The following is a 19,428-nucleotide window of genomic DNA, read 5'->3' as shown; positions in this document are numbered from 1 at the left end:
CATGAACATCCTGGTCTGCGGCGCCCACGGTTTTGTCGGCCGGGCCCTGTGCGAGGCCCTGGCGCGCGATGGCCATCGGGTGTTGAAAGGCGTGCGGGCGGCTGCCAGGCCTGACGAGATCGCCATTGATTACATGACGGACACCGATCCGGCAGCGTGGACGGACCGGCTGCGCGGCATCCATGTGGTGATCAACGCCGTTGGCATCCTGGCCGAAGGGGCCGGCGCGGCCTTCGACCAGATCCACCGGCGCGCGCCGATCGCCTTGTTCGACGCCGCCCACCGCGCGGGGGTTCGGCGCATCGTGCAATTGTCGGCGCTGGGCGCCGAGGACGGCGATACGTCCTATTTCCAGAGCAAGCGCGCGGCCGACGATCACCTGCGGTCGCTGCCCGTTGCACACCATATCCTGCGGCCGGCGCTGGTCTATGGCGCGCAGGGCGCGTCGGCCCGGTTCTTTCGCGCCCTGGCGACGGCGCCGATACATCTGCTGCCGGGCGGCGGGCGTCAGTTGCTGCGTCCGATGCTGGTGGACGAGTTGGCCGAGATCGTCGTGCGGCTGCTGCGCGGCGATTCTGACGCCCCGGCCATGCTGGACCTGGCCGGCGGCACGGAGGTCGAGTTTCGCCAGATGCTGGCGGTCTACCGGGAGTCGATGGGATTTGCGCCGGCGTGGCGGGCGCCGGTGCCGGCATGGCTGGTGTCGGCCGGCGCGGCGTTGCTGAACCGGTTGCCGGGGTCTCTGTTGACGCGCGACACCTGGCGCATGCTGCGCGCCGGCAATACGGCCGATGCGGCGACGACGACCCGGGCGCTGGGGCGTCCGCCCGCCGGCATCGAATCCTTCATCGGGCCCGCCGACGCGCTGGCGCTGCGCCACCAGGCGCTGGCGGCCTGGCGGCCGGGCCTGGCGCGCGGCGCGCTGGCGCTGATCTGGCTGTGGACGGCCGTGTGCAGCGCTTTTCTCTATCCCGCGGCCGGCAGCCTGGCGCTGCTTGAACCGGTCGGCCTGAAGGGGGCCTCAGCCTGGGCGGCTTTGTACCTGGCCGCCGGGCTGGATTTCGCGCTGGGCATCGCCACGCTCTGGCGGCCCGGCCGACGCCTGTGGGCCGCGCAGCTCGCGCTGGTGCTGGGGTATACGGCCGTGATCGCCGTGGCCTTGCCCGAGTTCCTGTTGCATCCGTTCGGCCCGGTCCTGAAAAACGTCGCCGTCGTCGCGCTTTTACTCATCCTGCTTACCGAGGAACCCAAGCCATGAACCTGTATCTGACGGTCAAGACCCTGCACATCCTGTCATCGGTGCTGCTGGTGGGCACCGGCTTCGGCACGGCGTTCTACCTGTTCTTCGCCAACCGGACCGGCTCCATTCCGGCGATTGCCGCCGTCTCGAAACTGGTGGTCCGGGCCGACCTGTGGTTCACCACGCCGGCCGTCGTGTTCCAGCCGCTGTCGGGGCTGTGGCTGGCGCATGCCGCCGGGTGGCAATGGACCACCCCGTGGGTCAGCGTGTCGATCGGGCTGTATCTGCTGGCGGGCGCGTGCTGGCTGCCGGTGGTGTGGCTGCAATACGAAATGGCCAGGATGGCGACCACCGCCCACGCCGCGGGCGAGACCGCGCTGCCGGCGCGCTACTGGCGCTTTGCGCGGTGGTGGACAGGCCTGGGCTATCCGGCCTTCCTGGCCATGGTGGCGGTGTACTTCCTGATGGTGCTCAAGCCGGCGCTGTAGACAATCCTCCAGCCAGCGCGGCTACGGGCTGGCTGGGAGGGCAGGCGTTAGGGGAGGGCGGCTTGGGCCATGGGGCGAGCAAAGGGATTTATTTCCCATCTAAAATGTCATGATATAACATTGCATTTTTTATGACATCCCTTGGCTCGTCCATGCCCTGCGCGCCTGGACGATGCGTGCCTCACTGGCTCACACGAATCGAAAGACATGCCTACGCGTCCTTCCAGCATCACTCCTGTTTGCAGCTCCTCCTGGCGCCCAGCCTTTGCCGCCTTCGCCATGGCCGCTGGCCTGACATCCGGCGAAGCAAGCGCCGCCGACGGGATCTCAGGCGGCTCGTCCAATGAGCCGTCGCCCGCGACGACGCTCGCTCCGATCGAAGTCAGCGGCCGCGATGTGTCGCGCGAATTGCTGGGCGCCAGAGATCGGGTGACACTGGACAGCACCGGGCTGCCCGCGGCCATGACCGTCATCACGCCCTCCGAGCTGCAAACCATCAACGTGGGCCGTGATATCTCGAACGTGTTCCGGCGCGTGCCCGGGGTGGTGGCCAACAATATCGATCAGGGCGACACCGGCAACGGCTTCAGGATGCGCGGCTTCGCTACCCAGGGCACGCATGGCGCGGATACGGCCGTGTACGTCGACGGCGTGCCGCAGAACCTGCCTTCCAGCGAAGCCGGGGCAGGGCACGGGCCGGCCTATCTGGAATGGCTGACCCCCGACATGATCGGCAATATCGCCGTGATCAAGGGCCCCATATCGGCCCTGTATGGCGACCAGAATCGCGCCGGCGCGGTCGACATCAGTTCCCCCTGGGGCGAGGTCCCGTCCAGCATCGGCGTGACTTTCGAAAGCTACGGCGGGCGACGCGCCACGCTGGTCCAATCGGGCCAGTACAAGGAGATCCAGTCCCTCTTCGTTGCCGATGTCTATCGCACCGACAGCTACCGCAAGGCCGCCGACACCGAGCGGCAGAATTTTTTCTGGAAGCTGTCCATGCCTTTTGAAGGCGGGCGCTATAGCCTGAGCGTCAACCACTACCATGCGCGTTATCACGCCGCGGGGTATTTGCTGTATTCGGACCTGAAGTCCGGGGCGGCCGATTTCCGCGACGTGCAGTACGGCACGCCGGGGTTTGGCGAGAATACGCAGACCGGCCTTGTGTTCAATCGAAGCCCGCTCAATAGCGAGGCCGGCTTCTACACCACCTTGTACGCCCAGAAACTGGACCGCGAGCGCGGCATCGCATCCGCGGTGGACCAGCACAACGTGGGCAGCGACGACCGCTATTTCGCGGGCGGGCGCATCGCCAACAATTTCGTCTTTGGCGACAAGGCCGCGCTGTTCGTGGGCGCCGACTTCCGCCGCGACAAGGGCGACGGCATCCGTCAGGCCTATGTGAACGGCAGCCCCACCGACAACTACCTGGTCAACTTGAACATGGATCTGGTCACGTACGGCCTGTTTGCCCAGGGGCAGTACAAACCGGTACGGAACCTGAAGCTGCTGGCGGGTCTGCGCTACGACGCGTTCGATTACGACATCGAAAACCGCAAGCTGCCCGCCGCATCGACCCAGTATCGCGACTCCGTCGTGACGCCGAAGCTCGGCTTTGTCTGGAGCGCGTTGCCCATTCTGGATGTCTATGCGAACGTGGCGGAGGGCTTTCGTTCGCCAGCGGCGCAGCAGATCAGCCCGAGCGGCACGCGGGGGCCGCTGGGCGCGCCGGGCGGGGCGGCCAATACCTCGATCGCGCCGTCCAAGGTCCGATCATACGATTTGGGCTTTACCGCGTCGCCGGGCGAGAACTGGGCCGTCGCCGGCGCCGTGTACTACACCCAAAACGATGACGAGATCGTGCTGACGGCGCCCGACACGTATTCATCGGTGGGCGAGACCACCCGCAAAGGCTTCGAGCTGGAAGCGCGCTACCGTTTCAGCCCGGGCTTCAGCGTGTATGCCAACTACGGCCGCATCATCGAGGCCGAGATCAAGAACCCGTTGCCGGGCACCGGGGCGCGGCTGTCCGTGCCCAAAGACATCATCAAGGCCGGCGTGGAATACGGCACGCCGCTGGCCGGCGGCCGCGTCACCCTGAACGCCGACGCCTACCTGACGCGCGAAATCCCGTACTACAGCGGGTCGCCACTGGCGGAAAAGACCATGCCCACGTTTACCCGCTACGACTTCCGCGCTACCTACGACTACCAGGACTATCAGATGTCGGCCTACTGGGTCCTGCAGCCACACCGCTACGCGAGCGAAGCCGCCTACGCCACCAGCGCCGGCCTGTGGATCGCGCCGCAACCCAAGCATCTGGTCGGCGTGAACATGCGCTATTTCTTCTGACGCGGCGGAGGACGACATGACGACAACGCCTGCGCTGCAAGCGCACGAACTGACCGTGAACTTCGGTGCAAAACAGGCGATTGACCGCCTGTGCCTGACGGTGCCCGCCGGCTGCATCTATGCGCTGCTCGGCGGCAATGGCGCGGGCAAGACCACGACACTGAGCGTCTTCCTGGGCTTCGTGCGCCCCGCCGCCGGCGAGGTCTATGTTGGCGGCCGGCGCATCGACCGGCAACCGGAAGCCGCCCGTGGCCGGGTGTCCTATCTGCCCGAGAATGTCGCCCTGTATCCGTACCTGACCGGGGAGGAAAACCTACGCTACTTCTGCGCGCTGGCGGGGCTGCGCCTGTCCGCCAACGATGCGGCGGCGAGGCTGGCGCAAGCCGGCCTGCAGGCCGACGCGCATGGCGTGCGGGTGCAGCGCTATTCCAAGGGCATGCGGCAAAAGGTCGGCCTGGCCATTGCCTACGCGAAAGGCGCCGTCGCCATGCTGCTGGACGAGCCCACTTCGGGCCTGGATCCCGCCGCCACCGGCGATTTCTCGATGCAACTGCGGCGCGCGGCGGCCGGTGGCCTGGGAATCCTCATGGCCACGCACGATTTGTTCCACGCGGTCCAGGTGGCCGACCGCATCGGCATCATGCGGGCCGGCCGCTTGCTGGAAGAGTTCGACGCGCATCGGGTAAGCCATGCCGAACTGGAAGCGGCTTACCTGGCCCACGCGCGGGAGGCGGCATGATCGCCATCATTGCCCGCAAAGAACTGCTCGCCCTCTACCGCGACCGGCGCGTGCTGATATTGGGGCTGGGCCTGCTGGCCGTCTGGGCCATGCTGTATGCGGCCGCGCTGGGACAGCAGCAGCGCCAGCAGGCCGAGCGCGCGGAGATCGGGGAAACGACCCGCGCGCAGTGGGACAAGCAGGGCATCAAGCATCCCCACCGCGGCGCGCATTTCGGCATGTACGCGTTCCGGCCCCACGCGCCCTTGTCGGCTTTCGACCCGGGCATTGAACCGTATGTGGGGCAGGCCCTCTGGCTGGAACCGCATCGCCGCAACATGGCCCGCTTCAATCCGGCGGCCGACGGCGGGCCTGGCGCCCGCTTCGGCCATATTGCTCCGGCCTTTCTGCTGGCCGGCCTGTTTCCCTTGCTGATCATGGCGCTGGCATTCAGTCAGGCCACGCAGGAACGCGAACTGGGCACCCTGCGCATGCTGCAAAGCATGGGCGTTTCGAATCGCGCACTTCTTGCGGGCAAGCTGCTCGCCATTACGGGCTGCCTGACGGCGGTGTTCCTGCCGGTGTTCGCCTTGCTGGCCCTCGGCGCCATCGGGGAGCTGGCGCCGGCCGGCCTGCTGCCTCGCATCGCCGGATTGGCGGCCGTCTACCTGCTCTACTACCTCATCACCGCTGCACTCGGCCTGGCGGTCGGCGCGTTCAGCGCGGGCAGCCGCGGCGCGCTGTTCGTGCTGGCCGTGGTGTGGGCGGTGTTCGTGCTGGCGGCGCCGCGCGCGGCCAGCGCCATCGCGCAAGGGAGCGTTCCGCTGCCTTCCGGCAGCCAGTTCTGGGCGGCCATTGCCCACGACTATAAGCATGGCCTGCCGGGCGATCCCGACCTGGCCACCCAGGTGCGCGATTTCGAAGCCGGGCTGTTGCGCCGGTATGGCGTTGCATCCCTGAGCCAGGTGCCGATCGGCGTGAACGCCGCGCGGCGTCTGCTGCGCGATGCTTATGCGGACAAGGTGCACGCCCACCATTTCGATGCATTGTGGGCGCGCTACATGCGGCAACAGCGCCTGCTGCGCTGGGCCGGCGTGTTCAGCCCGACCATCCCCCTGGCGGCAACGTCGGCCGCGCTGTCCGGCACATCGCTGGCCCATCAACGCCATTTTGAAGAGGCGGCCGAGCAATACCGGCAGGCCTTCAATGCGTCGATCGACGAATGGGACATGGCCCATACGCACGGACAAGTCTCGTATGAAACCGAGTACGCGGCCGATTCGGTCTGGCAAAGTGTGCGCCCGTTCCAGTACAGCCCGCCATCGCTCGGGTTCTCCTTGCGGACCGCCGGGCCCGACCTGATGCTGCTGGCGGGCTGGGCCGTGGCGGCCATCGGCCTGCTGGGTGCGGCAGCGCGACGGTGGCAACCTTGACGCTGATCATCTGGGCCGAGTGGCTGCGCTTTCGCCGTAGCCGCGCCAACATGGCCATATTGATCGCCTACTGCGCCGCCCTGGCGCTGTGCGCGCTATGGGCCGCACATGGCGCTTGGCAGCAACGGCAGGTCAACGCCCACGAAGCCGCGACGCGCGACGTGCTGATCCAGCAGGCACAGGGCGACGCGGCGAGCGGCGATGCCGCCGCCGATCCCAAGCGCGCCGCCATGCAGGCGTTCACGCTGGGGCGTTCCATGGCAGGGGGGGCCCAGCTGCCTGCCGGCCCGGGCCTGGCGCTCAGCCTGTCGCCGTTCCATATGCTGAATACCCGCATCGCCGTCTCCGTGGAAAGCCGCCATGCGGACGGACGCCGCAGCGACGCGCTGTCCAACCCTGTGCTGACGCAGTACGGCGCACTGGACCCGGCGGCGGTGGCGGCGCTGCTGATGCCGCTGGTGGCGGTCGGCTGGTGCGCCGGCGTCCTCCAGGAAGATCGCGAGCGCGGCATCTGGCGCGTGCTGTGTGCCCAAGCGGCGCGCCCATGGCAGGCCTTCCATGCCGCGCTGGCCCTGCGCGCGGCGGCGTTGTGGCTGCCGGCCGCCCTGGCTTGCGGATTGGCCATGGCCATCGACGCGGGCGTGGCTGCCTGGCCGGGCGTGCTGTGGTGGACGCTGTGCCTGGCCGGCTACGCGGCATTCTGGGTGGCGTTATGCGGCGTGCTTGCGCAGTTGCCGATTTCGTCCGCCGCGGCGCTGTTGGCCGGTCTGACCGTCTGGTTGCTGCTGACCTTTGCCGTGCCGGCCAGCCTGGAAATGTTCGCCGCCGCCCGGCATCCGCTGCCTTCGAGGTTGGCATCCATCGTGGAGTTGCGGCAGGCCCAGCAGGATGCCGAGGTGCGCATGCCTGAACTGCTGAAGGCCTGGTATGCCGGCCACCCCGAATCGGCGCCGCGGGTCGCCAGCGGGCACACCTGGCCGGTGACTTTCCTGCCGCGGTTTGCCTACCAGGATGCACGGCTGCGTCCCTTGATGCGCCGCTTCGACCAGCAGCGGCTGGCGCAGGCGAATTTCCTGGAACGCTGGACCTGGCTGTCGCCGCCCATGGCGCTCTTGCAGGTCTCGGACGATCTGGCCGGTGTGAGCGCGGCGCACCATACGGCCTTCCTGGACGCCGTGGACCAGTACGAGCAGGCATGGCGCGATTTCTTTGTTCCGCGAGTGATGAGCTACCGTGGGCTGGCGGCGCGGGATTACGCAATAATCCCGCGGTTCCGGTTGGTCGCGCCTTTTTCAGCCAGCGCGGTGCCGGCGCTGCTGGGCAAGCTGCTGCTGACGGTCGGCGTAATGTTGGCGCTGCTGTGGGCCGCTCGCCGGCGCATCGGACAGTTCTAGCGCTGCGGCCGCCCACCGAGGGGTGAGCGGACTTGCCTTGCCTGGCCCACTACGGCTGTTCCAGCGGCCACACCTCAACGACACCGTGCGCAACAGCGCAGGGGGTTCGTGACACCATGTCTATCGCCTCGGCCAGATCGGCAGCCTCGATGACGGAAAATCCAGCCACGGGCAAGGGTGATCTCATGAAGGGCTCGTTCTTCGTTTCAACCCGAACCGCATCGGGATTGCGCACCTGCACCGGGGCGCCTGCAATGCCCATCAGCACGCCGTCTTTCCGCAATGTTGCGTCATGCGCATGAGCTGCGTCTCGAACCGCTGCTGCGGTTCGATCGTAATCCTCTCGGGTTCCATATCCTATCGCTACGAACTTTGGCATGGGTCTGCCTCCGATTGTTGAGACGGTCTTGAGCGAAGGAGCCCCTGGTGACTTCCTGGCGGCTCCTGATTGATGTGGCAACTGTTCCATTATGTTCGTTTGACAGTCCTTGACGTGGAATTCCAGTTCGCGTACGCTTTTTTAACCGATCGGTATAAAAGGAGCTATCCACATGGAATTCCAAGGCAAGGCCGCCCTCGTCACAGGGGGTACGCGTGGCATCGGCGCCGCCATCGTCCGGCGGCTCGCACAACAGGGGGCTGATGTTGCCTTCACCTACGCCAAGTCGGAGCAGGCAGCAAAAGACCTCGCCCACGAACTTGGCGCAACGGGGATCAAGGTCCTGGCCATCAAGGCGGATAGCCGCGATCTGGCGGCCGTCCGAGCGGCGGTGGAGCAGACCGCCAGGGAACTGGGCGGCCTGGATATACTCGTCAACAGCGCCGGTGTATTCCCTGCAGGTCCCATTGAGGACGCCACGCTCGAAGAGATCAACGATACGTTGGCGATCCACGCAGGGGCGGTCTTCGTGGCCTCGCAAGCCGCGCTTGCCCACATGGGTTCCGGCGGGCGCATCATCTCCATCGGCTCCTGCTTTGCTCAGCGGGTGCCTTATGGGGGGGTGACGCTCTATGCGATGAGCAAATCCGCGCTGATCGGGTTCACCAAGGGGCTCGCGCGCGAGGTTGGCCAGCGCGGCATCACGGTCAACATCGTCGATCCGGGATCGACCGACACCGATATGAATCCCGCCGACGGTCCGATGGTCTCCGCGGAATTGGAGCTCATGGCGATCAAACGCTATGCCCAGCCAGAAGAGATCGCAGCCGCTGTCGGATATCTCGCGGGGCCGGAGAGCCGATTCATCACCGGCGCATCGCTCGCCATCGATGGGGGCTTCGCGGCGTAGCGTGGCCCAGCTGGAGCCGTTGGTCGAAATTGACGCAACCGTAGTCGAAAATGAGTGAGGATTCGGATGGCTTGGGGACTATTGGTTCTGGCCGGCGCGCTTGAAATCGTCTGGGCATTGGCGCTTAAGCAGGCAGACGGATTGACGAGGTTTTGGCCGAGCCTGATCGGGGTAAGTGTTGCCATGCTAAGCCTCGTTCTGCTCGGTTTGGCCCTGAAGCATCTGCCGGTGGGCACTGCCTATGCGATTTGGGTGGGTATCGGAGCCTTCGGCGTGGCGGTTTTCGGAACCTTGGTGCTCGGCGAGCACATGTCATCGGCCAAGCTGTTGTTCTTGGGGCTGATCGGGATTGGTGTAGTGGGTCTGCGGATGATTGAATCGTGAGCGCCGGCAGAAAATCAAGAACAGCTCCTGCCCCCGCTATCGGGCGGCCGAGAGCATTTGATAGAGACACGGCCTTGCTTGCAGCCATGCGAACCTTCTGGGCGCAAGGCTATGAGGGGACATCCGTCCAGGATCTCGTCGACGCCACGGGAGTCAACAAGCCTAGCCTCTATGCGACCTTTGGCTGCAAGGAGGAGATTTTTCGGGAGGCCGTCGATCTCTACGACCGCGTCGAGGGGCGGGCCACGTCGCAGAGCCTCAGCGAAGCCAGCACGTCCCGCGAGGCTGTCGAAACCATGCTGCGATCGAACGCGCGAGCCTATGCCGTCGAGGAGGGGCCGCGCGGTTGCATGATCGTGTTGTCATCGTTGCTTGGCGCTCCCGAGAACGAGAGCGTGCGTGCATTCCTTGCCGACAACCGATTGGACGGAGAAACGATGCTGAGGGATCGCCTTGCGCAAGGCATGGCGGACGGCGACCTTCCGTCTTCCGCGGACGTCGGTCAGCTTGCCGCGTTCTACACCACCGTTCTCGAAGGGCTCTCCATCCAGGCCCGCGACGGCGCGTCCACGGAGAAGCTCAACATGATCATCGATGCGGCCATGCTCGCCTGGCCGGCCGCTTAACGCCTGGCGGCGCAGCGGACGCGGGCACGTGCTGTTCAGCCCACGCCGCCACACAGGAAGGGCAGGGCTACGGCTGGACAACCATCCAAGCGACAATCCGGCGCACGACGGGCAGCAAGAGTAGGAGACTTGGAAACGCCACGATCCAGGAGGCCCCCCAGGCGTTCGGCCAACTGGCGACAAAGTCGGGACCCAAGCCGACACTCGTGGCGGTCGCTACCGCCGAAACGATGGCCGACATGAAAATTGAAAGAACCAGCGGCATCAAGAAGCGGGTATAGCCCTGCGGGAGCTTTCTCAAGATCGATCCTGGCGGGTTTTTAGGCATCTTGGTATTCCTTGCGGATGTGAGCCGGTTTTTTTTCGGCTATCAGATCTTTGATGTATTCGCGCAGCGAGCGCGGTTCCCGTCCGAGCGCAGCCCTCAGCGCCAGGCTATTTCCCCCCAGCCCATAGGCCCGATAGTGGTCGAGGACTTTTGACAGCAGAAGCAGCTGGTGGTCGCTATAAGGGAGGCGCGCGTTCGCTGCCCATTCGCTGAAACCAGGCTGCAGGGCCGCGATCGGAGATCCCAGCTCTTCCGACAAGGCCGCCACGATGTCCATGCGGCTGTACATGCCGGCACACAGCTCCAACGTAGCGAAGGCCAGCCTGTCTTGCGTCAACGCGATTGCAGCAACCTGCGCAACATCCCGATAGTCCACACGAGCGACTCTTGTATCCTTGGGAAAGGGTTCGCCGAAGCAGGAATGGTCACGGATTGACGGCCAGGCCAAACCGATGTTCTGCATGAAGTTTGCAGGGTGCAGGATCGTATATTCCAGTCGTGACGAGTAAAGGGCGTCCTCTACCGGTATCTTGCTGGCGTGATTCGCCAGACGGGTATTTGTCGGCTGGATGACCGATGAAAAGACAAATTTCCTCACACCGCTTTGCTTCGCCGCTTCGACCAGGGCGACACCCATTGCCGCTTCGTCGGAAGCGAACGCGGGGCCGATATGAAAGACGCCGTCCGCGCCCCGCGTTGCCTCGGCAAGACTGTCGATGTTGCGCAGGTCCCCGATGGCGACCTCTGTAGCGCCCAGGGAGCGAGCGACGGCAGCGCGTGCCTCGTCGCGCACAAGCGCCCGGACCGCAACCTTGCGCCGCTGCAATTCAGGAACCACCAGGCCTGCGAACTTGCCCGTGGCTCCTACGACCAAAACGATGGGTTGAGTGCGTCCCACTGGCGACTCCTTGCTATGGGTGAACGAATGAGAGCAGTGTAAATTCTCGCGTTTAGTGAAACAATGCTTGTAAAGTTTGAATCTAAATCACGATTTGCGAGATAAGCATGAGTCGCCTCGAAGACCTTGAAGCATTCATTCATATTGCTGAAGCGGGAAGCCTGACGAAGGCGGCTCGTCGCCTCAATCGCTCGCTGCAGGCCGTCAGCCGTTCCCTCGCAACGCTTGAAGAGGATGTCGGCGTTCAGCTTGTCCACCGCAGCACGCGGCATTCCGCGCTCAGCGAAGCCGGCGAGACCTTCTTTCGACGGGTCAAGCCGGCGATGGCGGAAATAGGCGAGGCCCGGCTGGAGGTCGCCGATCGCCGGACGGAGCCGTCAGGCACATTGCGCGTGGGCGCCCCGATTCTGTTCGGCCCCGACTTCCTGGTTCCGATCATCGCGGAATACATGAGGGCGTATCCACAGGTCGAGGTCGATCTGCAACTGACGGATTCGTTTGTCGACCTTTCCGGCGAAGGCCTCGACCTGGTCGTGCGTATCGCCGACCTGCCCGATTCCGGCTTGCAAGGCAGACGGCTGGGGGAGTTGCGCAGGGTCGTATTTGGCGCGCGCTCCTATTTCGAACAGCATGGCCGGCCCGCGCATCCTTCGGAATTGCGCCAGCACGCCTGCATCGTCAGGACCGTCGACCAGCGTCCGGGGCTATGGGCCTTTCAGATTGCCGGCAAGCGGCGCACGGTCGGGGTTCGCGGCGCGTTCCGGACCAATACGATGGCGGCGATCTATAGCGCCGTAAGCGCCGGCCTGGGTATCGGCTACTCGCCGCTATGGCAGATCAGGCACCTGTTGGATACGGGGCAGGTGGAAACCATACTTGAGGATTTCGAGTCCAGGCCGGTGCCTATTCACGCACTCTGGCAGGAGAACAGGCTCCCGCCCGCCAAGGTGCGCGCTTTCGTCGATTATCTGGCGACACGGCTGAAGCTTGATCTCCTCTAGCTCCCCGGCGCGGGCCTTGGGCCCGCTTCGGGCGTGTCAGCCGTGCTTTCCGAAGCCGCGGGAGGCCCACTCCGATGCACGCTGTACGCTCAGCTTGTACGTCGGTGCAACGTGGACTTGGGCCAGTTGCTCGCCAAATTCATCGTAGGCGCTCAGCACGGCATACGGCTCGTCTTCATCGGGAACGATGTCCAACTTGATGGTCAGGCGGCCGGCGTCGGCATCGATCTTGACGCTCTTGTGCAGCGTCGCATGCAATTGCTGTTCGTGACGGCGCAGGACTTCGTTGGCGGTCTTGACCAGGGTGAAGAAAGCGGGGGAGTCGAGCGGCTTGGGGTTCTTCTTGTCGCGGCCCATGGTCCAGGGGCCCACCAGGGCCGGCTCGGCTTGGCCGTCCATGGTCATCTCGACGGCCCAGCCGTCGTCGTCCTCGTTCTTGATGATCCGGGCGGTCCAGCCGTCATCGCGCCAAAGCCTGGGCTCCTGTTCCTTGCGGTCTTCGGATATACCGGTATCAGGTAGGGTGGTGTCATTCACTGCTGTGCTTCTCCTGGATTCGTTTGCGCGCAGACAAAACTTCGCTAGACCATCGGCACTGTAGCTTAACGCCCGCAAGTATGCCCGTGCCCGCAGGGCGCCGCACCAGGCGCCGGTTTCCCGCGGGCGGCGGCTGCGGACGCTTCGTATTGCGAGTAAGGTACGGCGTAGAGGCCTTGATTGCCCGGCACTTCGGCCTGTGCCGCCAGCGGGAACCAGAACATCATGAAGACCCTTTATTTAGCACTGCGGCCAGTCCTTGCCGCGGTCGCGTGCGCGTCGATTGCCGCCTGCGCGGACAATCCGCCCCGGCAAACCGATCTGGACTACCGGAGCCGGCCATCTCCCGCGGCGCAGGGGGGGAACAGCGCCACGGGTTCCTCGGGTCAGCGTTTGACCATACAGTCCGGCGAAGGGGAAAGGTTGAATCTTCCCTGGTTCATCCAGGATACGAAGGACTGGATCAACAGCAACTGACCCCGGCCCGGCTCGGAAGCAGACGGTGTTTGCTGCCGGCCCCGCGCGCAAGGTCATCAGCAAGCCGCGCCGCTAGCGCGCAACAATCTGCGCGGCAAAATCGGAAAGCAGTGTCGCGCCCAGGCGCTGCAGCAGCGCTTTCTCGCCTTCGCGCAGGGAATCAGCGACGATTTGATTCGCGGCGCGTTCGACCGGGCAAGCAGGATTGTCGTGAGCCGGCCCGATAGCGAACACTGCTCCCGGGGCGATTGCTTCATAAACATCCCGCGCGGTGATGGTGTCCAGCCCTCTGGCCAACGCCCAGCCACCATTGCGCCCGCCTGTGGATGTGACCATGCCGGCGGTGCGTAGCGCCGCCATGGTTCGGCGCACTACGACCTCATTGGTATGCAGCATCTGGGCGAGCGTTCCAGAGGAGGTCGTGCCGCCACGCAAATGCATGTGCACCAGCACGTGCAGCAACCGGGCAAGGCGAGTGTCATGGCTCATGGAAACTTTATATCGTAACTGTGTCTGTTACGGTATTATAAAGGCTCCGGATATTTGCTGTGAGCAACCATCATGATTCGTCCCGAAGCACGCGATGTGAACGTCAACGGCATTAGGCTGCATGTCGCCGCACTGGGCGAAGGTCCTTTGGTCTTGCTGTGCCACGGTTTCCCCGAGACCTCCCATGCCTGGCGCCACCAGCTCCCAGCCCTTGCCCAGGCGGGGTTCCGCGCCGTGGCGCCGGACTTGCGGGGATACGGCGCCAGCGACAGTCCGGCGGATGCCGCGGCCTTCACGACGATGGACGTGATCGGCGACCTTGTGGCCTTGGTCGAGAGCGAGGGGGCTGACGACGCGGTGATCGTGGGAGGGGATTGGGGGGCCAACATCGCATGGCAGGCGGCGCAGTTGCGGCCCGACCGCTTTCGCGCCGTGGCGGCACTGGGCGTTCCAATGATGCGCAGAGCGCCGGTCATGCCTAGCCGCTTGTTCCCGAAGACCGAATCCGCGGCCTTTTACACGCACTACTTCAATGAGCCGGGGGTTGCTGAACGGGAGTTCGAGCGCGACGTCAACGCGACGCTGCGCGCGATCTACTTCGCCGCATCGGGTGAGGCCGGACCGCGCAACGACCCGAGCACGCCCAATCCCTTTGGCATGGTGGCCAACGGGCGGGGCCTGCTCGACTCGCTGCCTATCCCCGAGACATTGCCGGCCTGGCTCACCCCTTCGGATCTGGATATTTTCGTCCAAAGCTATCGATCCAGCGGCTTTCGCGGCGGGCTTAACTATTACAGGAACCTGGACCGCAACTGGGCGCTACAGGCGGCCTTGGATAGCAAGAATGTGGACGTTCCCGCCCTCTACCTGGTCGGAGAGCGGGATACCGGCCTGGCGATCCCCGGCATGGACCAAATCATCAACGCCATGCCGGACATCGTTCCCCGATTGCGCGCCGCCGCGGTAATTCCTGGAGCGGGGCATTGGCTGCAGCAGGAGGCGCCCGGGGAGGTCAACAAGGCGCTTATCGATTTCCTGCGGGGCATTTAAGGGCTTCAACAGGATAATCGCTTGACCAAGGCGGCGTGGGTTGCCGGGAGCGCGGCCGGAAGGGCCGGCGCTGGATCGATGCGGACTTGCCCATCGGAGGGGGGCGTGTCTCCATCCTTCAAGCGATGAACCCCTCAACTCACTGGTGTAGCCAAGGGCCGGCCAGCGTAGAACAGTTCGGCATTCTCCAGAAATTTCCGCACCGACATATCGATTGCGTGCGGGGATATGCCAGCGATGTGCGGGGTCAGGATGGCGTTGGATAGATCCAGCAGCGGCGCTGGCGGGGTCGGTTCGTTCTCGTAGACGTCCAAGGCGGCAGCCATCAGCCGTCCTTCGCGCAGTGCGCGGCCAAGCGCATCGGTATCCACCAAGGTTCCTCGCGCGATGTTGACCAGCACGCCCGACGGGCCGATGGCGTCGATGATCGTCTCGTTCACAATGTGATAAGTCTCCTTGCCGCCGGGCGCGGCGACCACGAGAAAATCGCACCACTGGGCTAGGCGCTTCAGATCGTCGAAGTATTGAAAGTCGACATCATCGCGCCGGCGACGGTTGTGGTAGCCGATTTCCATGTTGAATCCGGCCGCGCGGCGCGCAACTTTCTTGCCGATCGCGCCCATGCCAAGAATGCCCAGCCGGCGTGAGGATACGTGCGGTGGGCGGGGGATGTCGTCGCGCCACATGCCATGCCGGACGCCGTCGTTCAGGAAGGGCAGGCGCCGGATGGCCGCCAGCAGCAGCATCATCGTATGGTCGGCCACGCAGTCGTCGTTCGTGCCCGCCGCGTTGGCGACGGCGATTCCGCGGGCCTTGGCGTGTTCGACGGCGACGTTCTCGTAGCCCACGCCCACGGTACAGATCAGCTCCAATGCGGGCAGGCGATCGATTTCGCTGGAGGTCAGGCCATTGGTGCCGTTGGTCAGGACCACCTTGATGTCTCGTCCCCGCGCGGCAATCTGCGCTTCGCCATTGGCGCGGTCCTTGCCCAGCTGTTCGTTCGGCGCATAGATCATGTCGAATCGTTCGCTCACCAAGGCGCGGTGTTCCTCGGACAAGAACACCAGGACCAGCAGTACAGGCTTCATGTCTCCCATCCTCTTTTCTGTTTGTCGATTCATTCGATTCGCGCGCCCGATGATTTCACCAGGTCGCCCCATTTCTTGATTTCCGTATTGACCAGCTTGCGGAAGTCTTCGGGCGTATCGCCGGCCGGCGCCGAACCTTGATCGTTCAGGATTTTCCGCACGTCGGGGTCGTTCAGCACAGCGTTGATGGCGTGGTTCATCCGCTGGACGATCGCGGGCGGGGTGCCGGCGGGCGCCCACACGCCATTCCACAGCACAACCTCGTAGCCGGGCAAGGCCTCGGCCACCGCGGGCACATCGGGCAGGCGCGGCGAGCGTTGGGCCGTGGTCACCGCCAGCGGGCGCAGCTTGCCGCTGTCGATGAACGGCAGGATCTCCACCATGGGAGAGAAGACGGCCTGGATCTGCCCGGCAAGCAGATCCGTATTGGCGGGCGCTCCGCCCTTGTACGGCACGTGCGTCATGTTGGCGCCGGCCATTTGGCCGAGCAGCGACCCCGACAGGTGTTGCGACGTGCCGTTGCCGGCGGAGCCGTAGTTGACGACACCCTTGCGCGCCTTCACGTAAGCGATGAATTCGGCAAGCGTCTTGGCGGGAAAGTCCGTATTCACCATCAGGACGTTCGGGATCAACGACACCCGCGACACCGGCGTCAGGTCCTTCTGCACATCCAGCGGCATGTTCTTGTACAGCGTCACGTTGGTGACCAAGGTGGTGGTGTGCATCAGAAAGGTATAGCCGTCGGGGGCGGCCTTGGCGACGAAGGCCGCTCCGATGTTGCCGCCTGCTCCGGCACGGTTCTCAACCACGACGGGCTGGCCCAGCTCCTTGGGCAGTTTCTGGGCGATCAACCGGGCAGTGGCGTCGGTACTGCCGCCGGGCGCCAGTGGCACCACCAGGGTGATCGGACGCGACGGCCAGTTCTCGGCCCGGGCCAACGCCGTGGCCGACATGCACAGCAGGCCGGCCAACGCGGCGGCAATGGTCTTCACCATGATTTGTCTCCTTGCTGGCGCGCGTCGGTCCGGCACAACAAGGATCCGCGCAGCGCCTAATCGTTATGAATGGCCCGGCGGCGCGCCGCCAGGGTACTGCCGCGCATGAAGTCCCGAGCCCGCCATGGGACGGACGCGGGATGGCTCAGCGTTGTCCGTCGCCCACGGTCAGATTGTCGGCGCGCAGGCCGCCCAGGCGTTCATGCACGCGAGTGCCTGTGGACACAACCAGCGCATACAGGAGTTCATCGGGGCGCGGGCTGTCGATGGCGCCGACGTCCATCGTGCTGAAGTGGCTGCGGACGTAGCAGGCTTCGATGTGATGCAGCGGGATTTGCAGGCGGGTGCCCGCCGAGGCGACGACCTTGGCGGCGGGCACGATCGACTTGGCCTTGGGCAATACGGCGCGCATCGTCCAGCCGCCCGCCTCGTGCCAGATGGCGCCATGCTCAAGCTCGCCGTTCAGCCCGACGATTGCGCCCTTGCCATAGGCCTCAACGTTCTGCGGGCCTCCGACAGCGTCCATGAGTTCGGGCACGATGTCCCGGGCCAGCAGCTTGGATTCCTCGACCAGTTGGGACAGGTCTTCAACGTAGCGGCCGGCATAGGGATTCTTGATGATCACCGCTATCGACGCCATTTTGATCGGCTTGTCCCGCACCGGGCCGCCCTCGTGATAGATCGACTCTACGTTCAACAACTTCTTGCGGATTTGAATGGCCATGCTGGTTTGCTCCTTGTGTTCGGAATGAAAACGGACGACGGCGCGAGGCGCTATTGCGGGGCCAGGCCGGCGGCCACGAAAATGGCGCCCCACTTTTCGATGTCCGACGCGATCAGTTGCCGGAACTCATCGGGTGTCGAGGTCCGCACTGTCAGGCCGTTGGTGGCAAATTGCTGCTGCAGCGCCGGCGACGCCAATGCCTTGCCCAAGGCGGTATTGACGCGCGCGATGACGTCGGCGGGCGTGCCAGCGGGCGTTGCCATGCCAAACCATACGCTCAGGTCATAGTCCGGCAGCCCGGCCTCGGCCAAGGTCGGCAGTTCGGGCGCCAACGTCGAGCGCTGCTTGCTGGTCACGCCCAGCGCGGTGACGCGTCCGGCCCGCGACTGTTGCAGGCCGTTGACCATGTCGGCAATGGTGAAGTCGATCACGCCGCCCATCAGGTCCGTCATGGCTTGGGGAACGCCGCGATAGGCCACGGCGGTCGCGGAGAACCCGCCCATCGAAACGACCTGCGCCCCGCACAGCTGCGCGCTGCCGGAGCCATAGCCATAGGTCAGCTTGCCGGGATTGTCGCGGGCGTGGCGGATCAGGTCCTTGACGTTCCTGACGGGCAGGTCGCTGCGTGACACCAGCATGAAAGGCGCCTCGGCGACCAGCCCGATAGGCGCAAAGTCCTTTTTCGGATCATAGGGCAGCGATTTGAATGCGCTGACGTTGCTGGCGCCGGTGCTGACCCCAACCATGAACAGGGTGTAGCCGTCCGGTTCGGACCGGATGGCCGAAGCGGTGCCGACGATGCCGTTGGCGCCTGCCCGGTTCTCCACGACCACCGGTTGCGACAGTTCGCTCTCCAGTCCCTTGGCCACAGAGCGCGCCACCACGTCGGTGATGCTGCCGGGCGTAAAGGGCACGATCAATCGCACCGGCTTGTTCGGATAGGCGCCGCAGGCAAGCACGGGCAAGGCGGCCAGCAAGGCGCAGAGCAGGCGTCGCTTCATGGTTCGGCTCCGCTTCATTCGGGCTTGGAGCCGAATTCCACGCCAGCCCATTGCTCGATGTGCCGGATCGGGTAGACGTTGTCGCGCTGGCCGTCGCCCTGTGAAATGGCAAAGGCCAGGAACTGGCGCGCGGCCGGGTTCACCGACATAGGCACGCCAAGCTTCTCTGCCTCGTCGATGCACATCTTGACGTCCTTATGCAGCAGTTCCGTAGTGAACCGCACCGGGAAGCTGCGATCCAGCACGCATTGCGGAATGCGTTCCAGCGTGGCGAACGAGCGTCCGCTGGAAACGTTGATTACGTCCAGCAGCGTCTTGGGATCCAGGCCGGCTTTCACGCCATAGACCAGGGCTTCGCAACTGGCCACCATGCTGGTGGCGTAGAGCGTGTTGTTGATGATCTTCGTGGTTTGGCCCAGGCTGGGGTCGGCGCCCAGGTAGAACACGTTTTTGCCGATCACGCGCAGGGCGGGCTCGATTTCGTCGAAGGCGTCTTTGGGGCCGGCTGCCATGACGGCCAACGTGCCTTTTTCGGCCGCCACGGTGCCGCCGCTGACCGGCGCGCCGATCATGGCGATGCCCTGTGCGGCCATCAAGGCGTCGACCGCCTTGGTCACCGACGGGCCTGTGGTGGACAGGTCTACCAGGATGCGCACGCCTTTCGTCCGGGCCAGTTGCGCGCCGACGTCGGCCACCACCGCCGGCATGGGCAGGCACAGCAACACGATCGGCGATTGCTCGGCCAGCGCCTCTACGCTATCCGCGCCTTGAGCACCGCGCGCGACGATGCGCGCTTGCGCAGCGGCAGAACGATCGTGCACGATCAATTCATGGCCCGCGGCCAAGAGGCGATTTGCAAAATGCTGGCCGATGTTGCCCAAGCCTATCAGTCCCAACTTCATTGTTGCCGTCTCCA

The 19,428-nt window shown here is 64.8% G+C and carries 22 protein-coding genes; 12 read left to right on the top strand and 10 right to left on the bottom strand.

The annotated features are described in order from the left end of the window. Position 1: 1 nt before the first annotated feature. From ACFWP0_RS24555 to ACFWP0_RS24530, 6 genes are all read left to right on the top strand, one after another. Entirely contained in the window at positions 2 to 1,258 is a 1,257-nt protein-coding gene (locus tag ACFWP0_RS24555) for an SDR family oxidoreductase (protein WP_377846552.1), read from the top strand. Beyond that, positions 1,255 to 1,728 carry a DUF2269 family protein gene (locus tag ACFWP0_RS24550; RefSeq protein ID WP_377846550.1) on the top strand — a complete coding sequence of 158 codons (474 nt, stop codon included), beginning with the start codon at positions 1,255 to 1,257 and terminating at the stop codon, positions 1,726 to 1,728. Before ACFWP0_RS24555 ends, ACFWP0_RS24550 begins: the two co-directional genes overlap by 4 nt. 207 nt (positions 1,729 to 1,935) lie before the next feature. After that, positions 1,936 to 4,080, top strand: a complete 2,145-nt coding sequence (locus tag ACFWP0_RS24545) for a TonB-dependent receptor (RefSeq protein WP_377846548.1) — start codon at positions 1,936 to 1,938, stop codon at positions 4,078 to 4,080. A 16-nt stretch (positions 4,081 to 4,096) separates the two neighbouring features. Next, positions 4,097 to 4,819: an ABC transporter ATP-binding protein gene (locus tag ACFWP0_RS24540; RefSeq protein ID WP_377846546.1), complete on the top strand. Its 723-nt coding sequence runs from the start codon at positions 4,097 to 4,099 to the stop codon at positions 4,817 to 4,819. Beyond that, entirely contained in the window at positions 4,816 to 6,231 is a 1,416-nt protein-coding gene (locus ACFWP0_RS24535; protein WP_377846544.1) for a DUF3526 domain-containing protein, read from the top strand. Before ACFWP0_RS24540 ends, ACFWP0_RS24535 begins: the two co-directional genes overlap by 4 nt. Then, positions 6,228 to 7,625: a DUF3526 domain-containing protein gene (locus tag ACFWP0_RS24530; protein ID WP_377846543.1), complete on the top strand. Its 1,398-nt coding sequence runs from the start codon at positions 6,228 to 6,230 to the stop codon at positions 7,623 to 7,625. The genes ACFWP0_RS24535 and ACFWP0_RS24530 overlap by 4 nt, the downstream gene beginning before the upstream one ends. 49 nt (positions 7,626 to 7,674) lie before the next feature. On the opposite strand, the gene ACFWP0_RS24525 is transcribed toward ACFWP0_RS24530, so the two are convergent. Beyond that, positions 7,675 to 8,004, bottom strand: coding sequence for a transcription initiation protein (locus ACFWP0_RS24525; protein WP_377846541.1), 330 nt, complete (start codon positions 8,002 to 8,004; stop codon positions 7,675 to 7,677). A 172-nt stretch (positions 8,005 to 8,176) separates the two neighbouring features. Here ACFWP0_RS24525 and ACFWP0_RS24520 point away from each other — a divergent pair, with 172 nt between their 5' ends. The 3 genes from ACFWP0_RS24520 (at position 8,177) to ACFWP0_RS24510 (ending at position 9,924) form a co-directional block, all read left to right on the top strand. After that, on the top strand, positions 8,177 to 8,914 hold the full coding sequence (locus ACFWP0_RS24520) for a 3-oxoacyl-ACP reductase family protein (protein WP_377846539.1): 738 nt from the start codon (positions 8,177 to 8,179) through the stop codon (positions 8,912 to 8,914). 66 nt (positions 8,915 to 8,980) lie between these two features. Continuing rightward, positions 8,981 to 9,298 (top strand): DMT family transporter, encoded by a 318-nt coding sequence (locus ACFWP0_RS24515; protein WP_377846537.1) that lies wholly within the window; start codon positions 8,981 to 8,983, stop codon positions 9,296 to 9,298. 74 nt (positions 9,299 to 9,372) lie between these two features. Next, positions 9,373 to 9,924, top strand: a complete 552-nt coding sequence (locus ACFWP0_RS24510; protein WP_377846535.1) for a TetR/AcrR family transcriptional regulator — start codon at positions 9,373 to 9,375, stop codon at positions 9,922 to 9,924. Positions 9,925 to 9,991: 67 nt separating this feature from the next. Here ACFWP0_RS24510 and ACFWP0_RS24505 read toward each other — a convergent pair whose 3' ends face one another. Together ACFWP0_RS24505 and ACFWP0_RS24500 are read right to left on the bottom strand one after the other, a co-directional pair. Beyond that, positions 9,992 to 10,252, bottom strand: a complete 261-nt coding sequence (locus ACFWP0_RS24505; protein ID WP_377846533.1) for a DUF2798 domain-containing protein — start codon at positions 10,250 to 10,252, stop codon at positions 9,992 to 9,994. Beyond that, positions 10,245 to 11,150, bottom strand: coding sequence for an NmrA/HSCARG family protein (locus ACFWP0_RS24500; RefSeq protein ID WP_377846531.1), 906 nt, complete (start codon positions 11,148 to 11,150; stop codon positions 10,245 to 10,247). Before ACFWP0_RS24500 ends, ACFWP0_RS24505 begins: the two co-directional genes overlap by 8 nt. Before the next feature lie 107 nt (positions 11,151 to 11,257). Here ACFWP0_RS24500 and ACFWP0_RS24495 point away from each other — a divergent pair, with 107 nt between their 5' ends. After that, complete coding sequence (locus ACFWP0_RS24495) at positions 11,258 to 12,151, top strand: LysR substrate-binding domain-containing protein (protein WP_377846529.1); 894 nt, start codon at positions 11,258 to 11,260, stop codon at positions 12,149 to 12,151. Between the two features lie 36 nt (positions 12,152 to 12,187). On the opposite strand, the gene ACFWP0_RS24490 is transcribed toward ACFWP0_RS24495, so the two are convergent. Next, positions 12,188 to 12,688 carry a hypothetical protein gene (locus ACFWP0_RS24490; protein ID WP_377846527.1) on the bottom strand — a complete coding sequence of 167 codons (501 nt, stop codon included), beginning with the start codon at positions 12,686 to 12,688 and terminating at the stop codon, positions 12,188 to 12,190. Positions 12,689 to 12,913: 225 nt separating this feature from the next. Between ACFWP0_RS24490 and ACFWP0_RS24485 the strand changes: the two genes are divergently transcribed. After that, on the top strand, positions 12,914 to 13,165 hold the full coding sequence (locus ACFWP0_RS24485) for a hypothetical protein (protein WP_377846525.1): 252 nt from the start codon (positions 12,914 to 12,916) through the stop codon (positions 13,163 to 13,165). 72 nt (positions 13,166 to 13,237) lie between these two features. On the opposite strand, the gene ACFWP0_RS24480 is transcribed toward ACFWP0_RS24485, so the two are convergent. Continuing rightward, entirely contained in the window at positions 13,238 to 13,654 is a 417-nt protein-coding gene (locus ACFWP0_RS24480; protein WP_377846523.1) for an RrF2 family transcriptional regulator, read from the bottom strand. 72 nt (positions 13,655 to 13,726) lie between these two features. Here ACFWP0_RS24480 and ACFWP0_RS24475 point away from each other — a divergent pair, with 72 nt between their 5' ends. Continuing rightward, a complete protein-coding gene (locus ACFWP0_RS24475) occupies positions 13,727 to 14,704 on the top strand; it encodes an alpha/beta fold hydrolase (RefSeq protein WP_377846521.1) in 978 nt (325 codons plus the stop codon). Between the two features lie 134 nt (positions 14,705 to 14,838). Here ACFWP0_RS24475 and ACFWP0_RS24470 read toward each other — a convergent pair whose 3' ends face one another. From ACFWP0_RS24470 to ACFWP0_RS24450, 5 genes are all read right to left on the bottom strand, one after another. Then, entirely contained in the window at positions 14,839 to 15,792 is a 954-nt protein-coding gene (locus ACFWP0_RS24470; protein ID WP_377846519.1) for a 2-hydroxyacid dehydrogenase, read from the bottom strand. Between the two features lie 29 nt (positions 15,793 to 15,821). After that, complete coding sequence (locus ACFWP0_RS24465; RefSeq protein WP_377846518.1) at positions 15,822 to 16,787, bottom strand: tripartite tricarboxylate transporter substrate binding protein; 966 nt, start codon at positions 16,785 to 16,787, stop codon at positions 15,822 to 15,824. A 145-nt stretch (positions 16,788 to 16,932) separates the two neighbouring features. Next, positions 16,933 to 17,511, bottom strand: coding sequence for an amino acid synthesis family protein (locus ACFWP0_RS24460; RefSeq protein ID WP_377846516.1), 579 nt, complete (start codon positions 17,509 to 17,511; stop codon positions 16,933 to 16,935). A gap of 50 nt (positions 17,512 to 17,561) precedes the next feature. Next, on the bottom strand, positions 17,562 to 18,512 hold the full coding sequence (locus ACFWP0_RS24455) for a Bug family tripartite tricarboxylate transporter substrate binding protein (protein ID WP_377846515.1): 951 nt from the start codon (positions 18,510 to 18,512) through the stop codon (positions 17,562 to 17,564). 14 nt (positions 18,513 to 18,526) lie between these two features. Continuing rightward, on the bottom strand, positions 18,527 to 19,414 hold the full coding sequence (locus ACFWP0_RS24450) for an NAD(P)-dependent oxidoreductase (RefSeq protein ID WP_377846513.1): 888 nt from the start codon (positions 19,412 to 19,414) through the stop codon (positions 18,527 to 18,529). Positions 19,415 to 19,428: the final 14 nt, after the last annotated feature.

This window comes from Achromobacter sp. NPDC058515, from assembly GCF_042721735.1.
Lineage (GTDB): Bacteria > Pseudomonadota > Gammaproteobacteria > Burkholderiales > Burkholderiaceae_B > Achromobacter.
Note: the sequence above shows the minus strand (reverse complement) of the source record. Positions and strands in the feature narration are given on the sequence as shown.

What these genes read in the sequence shown, in the direction of transcription:
- ACFWP0_RS24520 (WP_377846539.1), top strand. Translation starts at nt 8,177, where the DNA reads ATGGAATTCCAAGGCAAGGCCGCCCTCGTCACAGGGGGTACGCGTGGC.
- ACFWP0_RS24485 (WP_377846525.1), top strand. Translation starts at nt 12,914, where the DNA reads ATGAAGACCCTTTATTTAGCACTGCGGCCAGTCCTTGCCGCGGTCGCG.
- ACFWP0_RS24550 (WP_377846550.1), top strand. Translation starts at nt 1,255, where the DNA reads ATGAACCTGTATCTGACGGTCAAGACCCTGCACATCCTGTCATCGGTG.
- ACFWP0_RS24540 (WP_377846546.1), top strand. Translation starts at nt 4,097, where the DNA reads ATGACGACAACGCCTGCGCTGCAAGCGCACGAACTGACCGTGAACTTC.
- ACFWP0_RS24450 (WP_377846513.1), bottom strand. Translation starts at nt 19,414, where the DNA reads ATGAAGTTGGGACTGATAGGCTTGGGCAACATCGGCCAGCATTTTGCA.
- ACFWP0_RS24495 (WP_377846529.1), top strand. Translation starts at nt 11,258, where the DNA reads ATGAGTCGCCTCGAAGACCTTGAAGCATTCATTCATATTGCTGAAGCG.
- ACFWP0_RS24555 (WP_377846552.1), top strand. Translation starts at nt 2, where the DNA reads ATGAACATCCTGGTCTGCGGCGCCCACGGTTTTGTCGGCCGGGCCCTG.
- ACFWP0_RS24545 (WP_377846548.1), top strand. Translation starts at nt 1,936, where the DNA reads ATGCCTACGCGTCCTTCCAGCATCACTCCTGTTTGCAGCTCCTCCTGG.
- ACFWP0_RS24515 (WP_377846537.1), top strand. Translation starts at nt 8,981, where the DNA reads ATGGCTTGGGGACTATTGGTTCTGGCCGGCGCGCTTGAAATCGTCTGG.
- ACFWP0_RS24465 (WP_377846518.1), bottom strand. Translation starts at nt 16,787, where the DNA reads ATGGTGAAGACCATTGCCGCCGCGTTGGCCGGCCTGCTGTGCATGTCG.
- ACFWP0_RS24475 (WP_377846521.1), top strand. Translation starts at nt 13,727, where the DNA reads ATGATTCGTCCCGAAGCACGCGATGTGAACGTCAACGGCATTAGGCTG.
- ACFWP0_RS24480 (WP_377846523.1), bottom strand. Translation starts at nt 13,654, where the DNA reads ATGAGCCATGACACTCGCCTTGCCCGGTTGCTGCACGTGCTGGTGCAC.
- ACFWP0_RS24470 (WP_377846519.1), bottom strand. Translation starts at nt 15,792, where the DNA reads ATGAAGCCTGTACTGCTGGTCCTGGTGTTCTTGTCCGAGGAACACCGC.
- ACFWP0_RS24455 (WP_377846515.1), bottom strand. Translation starts at nt 18,512, where the DNA reads ATGAAGCGACGCCTGCTCTGCGCCTTGCTGGCCGCCTTGCCCGTGCTT.
- ACFWP0_RS24525 (WP_377846541.1), bottom strand. Translation starts at nt 8,004, where the DNA reads ATGCCAAAGTTCGTAGCGATAGGATATGGAACCCGAGAGGATTACGAT.
- ACFWP0_RS24460 (WP_377846516.1), bottom strand. Translation starts at nt 17,511, where the DNA reads ATGGCCATTCAAATCCGCAAGAAGTTGTTGAACGTAGAGTCGATCTAT.
- ACFWP0_RS24505 (WP_377846533.1), bottom strand. Translation starts at nt 10,252, where the DNA reads ATGCCTAAAAACCCGCCAGGATCGATCTTGAGAAAGCTCCCGCAGGGC.
- ACFWP0_RS24535 (WP_377846544.1), top strand. Translation starts at nt 4,816, where the DNA reads ATGATCGCCATCATTGCCCGCAAAGAACTGCTCGCCCTCTACCGCGAC.